Origin of the sequence: Candidatus Regiella insecticola LSR1 (genome assembly GCF_000143625.1) — a bacterium.
Taxonomy (GTDB): domain Bacteria; phylum Pseudomonadota; class Gammaproteobacteria; order Enterobacterales; family Enterobacteriaceae; genus Regiella; species Regiella insecticola.
Window position 1 is genome coordinate 1 of sequence record NZ_GL379644.1, and the last position, 3,464, is coordinate 3,464.

The 3,464-nt window shown below is 45.6% G+C and carries 4 protein-coding genes; all 4 read right to left on the reverse strand.

The genetic code is table 11. From position 1 onward, the window contains the following. Window positions 1–19 precede the first annotated feature (19 nt). From REG_RS08645 to sdhC, 4 genes are read right to left on the reverse strand one after another with little or no spacing between them, the layout of a single operon-like run. Window positions 20–736, reverse strand: a complete 717-nt coding sequence (locus tag REG_RS08645; RefSeq protein WP_006705292.1) for a succinate dehydrogenase iron-sulfur subunit — start codon at window positions 734–736, stop codon at window positions 20–22. 26 nt (window positions 737–762) lie between these two features. Beyond that, a complete protein-coding gene (gene sdhA, locus REG_RS08650) occupies window positions 763–2,529 on the reverse strand; it encodes a succinate dehydrogenase flavoprotein subunit (RefSeq protein WP_006705293.1) in 1,767 nt (588 codons plus the stop codon). Then, on the reverse strand, window positions 2,530–2,877 hold the full coding sequence (sdhD, locus tag REG_RS08655) for a succinate dehydrogenase membrane anchor subunit (RefSeq protein WP_006705294.1): 348 nt from the start codon (window positions 2,875–2,877) through the stop codon (window positions 2,530–2,532). Then, the gene (gene sdhC / locus REG_RS08660) at window positions 2,871–3,260 is read right to left on the reverse strand and encodes a succinate dehydrogenase cytochrome b556 subunit (RefSeq protein ID WP_006705295.1); all 390 of its coding nucleotides are present in this window, start codon (window positions 3,258–3,260) and stop codon (window positions 2,871–2,873) included. The genes sdhD and sdhC overlap by 7 nt, the downstream gene beginning before the upstream one ends. Between the last annotated feature and the right edge of the window lie 204 nt (window positions 3,261–3,464).

The following is a 3,464-nucleotide window of genomic DNA, read 5'->3' on the forward strand; positions in this document are numbered from 1 at the left end:
GCGAAGGGGATAAACTAAATTATGCACTACGCTGTAATAACATAGATTTAATATGGCCAATTGCCCGCGTAGGGTTGAGTCCTTTGGGGCAAACGCTGACACAATTCATGATACTGTGGCAACGAAAAGCACTGAAAGCATCGTCGAGATCGTCTAAACGCGATTCGGTTTCAGTATCTCTACTGTCTATTAAGAAACGATAGGCTGCCAGTAACCCGGCAGGGCCAATAAATTTATCAGGATTCCACCAAAATGAAGGGCAAGAGGTAGAGCAACAAGCGCAGAGTATACATTCATATAATCCATCTAACTTTGCTCGCTGTTCTGGAGATTGTAAATACTCACGGGCGGGTGGATTTTTGCCATCGTTGAGCAGATAAGGCTTAATTTTTTCATATTGTGTATAAAATTGAGCCATATCAACCACCAGATCACGCACCACAGGCAAGCCGGGAAGAGGTCGGATGACAATTTTTTGCCTTTTCTTATCAAGGTTGATAAGGGGGTAATGCAAGCGAGGCCATTTTTTACCATTCATATTCAAGCCATCAGAGCCACAAACCCCCTCACGGCATGAACGACGAAAAGCTAAGGTTGGATCCTTTTCTTTTAACTGGATGAGAGCATCTAGCAACATCATATCGCGCCCCTCAGGAGCCTCTAGGGTTGCGTCCTGCATATGGGGGGCGTTATCAACATCCGGATTGTAACGATAAATTGAAAATTCAAGCTTCATTATTTTTTCCTCTACAATCCGTTAATTCAATAAGAACGCACCTTGGGTTGAAATTCCTTCAGGTGTTTCGGTGCCAGATTGACTTTGCGACGTGTCATGCTTTCAGTTTGTGGCAAATAGAGTGAGTGACATAACCAATTCGCATCATCACGCTCTGGAAAGTCAAAGCGGCTGTGCGCGCCGCGACTTTCGGTACGGAAATTAGCGGAAACGGCTGTAGCATAGGCGGTTTCCATCAAATTATCCAGTTCAAGGCATTCGATACGCTGCGTATTAAACTCACTGGAAGTGTCATCCAAACGTGCTCCTTTTAAGCGCTCGCGGATCATTTTCAGCTCGGCTAACCCCTTGGCCATGGCATCCCCTTCTCGGAATACCGAAAAATTATTTTGCATGCAAGCTTGGAGATCTTTGCGAATGGTAACGGGATCTTCACCAGTACGGGTATTTTGCCACCGGTTCATGCGTTGCAAGGACATTTCAATATCCGACTCAGTGGCATCACAGAGCGAGCCTTGTTCTTCCAGTGATGCTGCTAAATGCTTACCGGCGGCACGACCAAATACAATGAGATCCAGTAGGGAATTACCCCCGAGACGATTGGCACCATGTACCGAAACACAAGCAATTTCACCGACGGCGAATAAACCTGGGATCACCACATCTTCCCCTTTTTCATTCACTGTTATCGCTTGACCACTTATTTTAGTGGGAATGCCGCCCATCATGTAATGGCAAGTGGGTATAACAGGGATAGGCTCTTTTACCGGGTCAACATGGGCAAAGGTACGTGACAATTCGAGAATACCGGGCAAGCGTGATTCCAACACTTCTTTACCCAAGTGATCCAATTTTAATTTGGCATGCGCCCCCCAAGGGCCATCACAGCCACGACCCTCGCGGATTTCGATCATAATGGAACGTGCGACCACATCACGCCCGGCCAAATCTTTAGCATTGGGGGCGTAGCGTTCCATAAAACGCTCCCCATTTTTATTCAGCAGATAACCGCCTTCGCCACGGCAGCCTTCAGTCACTAACACGCCAGCCCCAGCAATACCGGTTGGATGAAATTGCCACATTTCCATATCCTGCACAGGAACGCCGGCACGTAGCGCCATGCCGACACCATCGCCGGTATTAATGTGTGCATTGGTGGTGGATTGATAAATACGCCCGGCGCCGCCGGTCGCTAAAATGGTGGCACGTGCTTTGAAGTAAACGATTTCACCGGTTTCCATAGCCATAGCGGTGCAACCCACAATCGCCTTGTCTTGATTTTTAACAAAATCCAAAGCATACCATTCAGAAAAAATAGTCGTTTTATTTTTTAGGTTTTGCTGATACAGCGTGTGTAGCAAAGCATGGCCAGTCCGGTCGGCCGCCGCGGCAGTGCGCGCCGCTTGCCCACCACCAAAATTAAGCGATTGCCCACCAAAGGGACGTTGATAAATACGCCCATCGTCTAAACGAGAAAAAGGCAAACCCATATTTTCAACTTCTAAAACCGCCTCTGAGCCGGTTTCGCACATATGTTTGATCGCTTCATAGTCACCAATGTAATCGGAGCCTTTGATCGTGTCATACATGTGCCATTGCCAATTATCTGCATGATTATTGCCCAGTGCTACGGTGATCCCCCCTTGCGCGGATACCGTATGGGAACGGGTAGGAAAAACTTTAGAGATTAATGCACAAGATAATCCCATTTGCGAGATCTGTAACGCGGCACGCATGCCTGCACCGCCCGCACCGATCACAACAGCGTCAAATTCTCTGACGGGCAGCTTCATTTAAACACTCCACATCACAATAGTTCCGTATAATAAATAGACTAACAGTGTGATAACCACCATTAACTGTAATACCAGGCGCAAGGCAAGTGGTTTTACATAATCAGTCAATACTTGCCACAATCCTATCCAAGCATGCACTAAAATCGATAACAATGTCAGCAAGGTAAAAACCTTAGTAAAAATTAAAGCAAAAAAATTATGCCAAATTTCATAGGTGATATCAGGGGCTATAGCGATAAAACCGACTATATAAAGGACATATAAAAAAATAACTATTGCGGAAGCTCTCAGCAATAGCCAGTCATGCACTCCATTGCGTCCCAGGGCAGAAGCGTTGCTTACCATAAAAATACTCCAGCCAAAATTGATAGCACTAAGGTTAGCCCGATAACCACTTGAGCAGAACGCGTACCGGCGGTTAAACTCTCTGGAATATAGCCGAAATCCATGAGCAAATGACGGATCCCACCGCAAATATGGTAGGCAAGTGCAGTCAATATCCCCCAAAAAATAAATTTGGCAACAATACTGCTTAGTATCGTTGCCGCTTGCATAAATCCTTCAGGAGAAGAGAGAGAGAGCCCCAGCAACCAGAGAAGAATACCGACGGCCACGAAAGTGATCACGCCTGAGACGCGGTGTAAAATGGATGCTAATGCGCTGACAGGAAGTTGGATTGTTTGTAAGTCTAAATTGATAGGTCTTTGTTTTTTCAAGATTGCACCCATACTGCCGTAGTTATTTCATTGATTCTAATTTTAAAGAAATAGACTCAAATACCCCCTGAACATTGTAGAGGATAACCGCGTTTTTTCACCTATTTTTTCTAAAAAAATAGCGCCCAAGGCGCTTAATTTCATCATCGTTTATATTAGGTTGGAACGTTATTTAGGTACCAAGTTCCCTGGCGCTAAACGCTTTTCATTGGAAAG

Bases quoted from the DNA above. Each gene is read 5' to 3' on its own strand.
- sdhD (WP_006705294.1), bottom strand. From the start codon at position 2,877: ATGGTAAGCAACGCTTCTGCCCTGGGACGCAATGGAGTGCATGACTGG.
- sdhC (WP_006705295.1), bottom strand. From the start codon at position 3,260: ATGGGTGCAATCTTGAAAAAACAAAGACCTATCAATTTAGACTTACAA.
- sdhA (WP_006705293.1), bottom strand. From the start codon at position 2,529: ATGAAGCTGCCCGTCAGAGAATTTGACGCTGTTGTGATCGGTGCGGGC.
- REG_RS08645 (WP_006705292.1), bottom strand. From the start codon at position 736: ATGAAGCTTGAATTTTCAATTTATCGTTACAATCCGGATGTTGATAAC.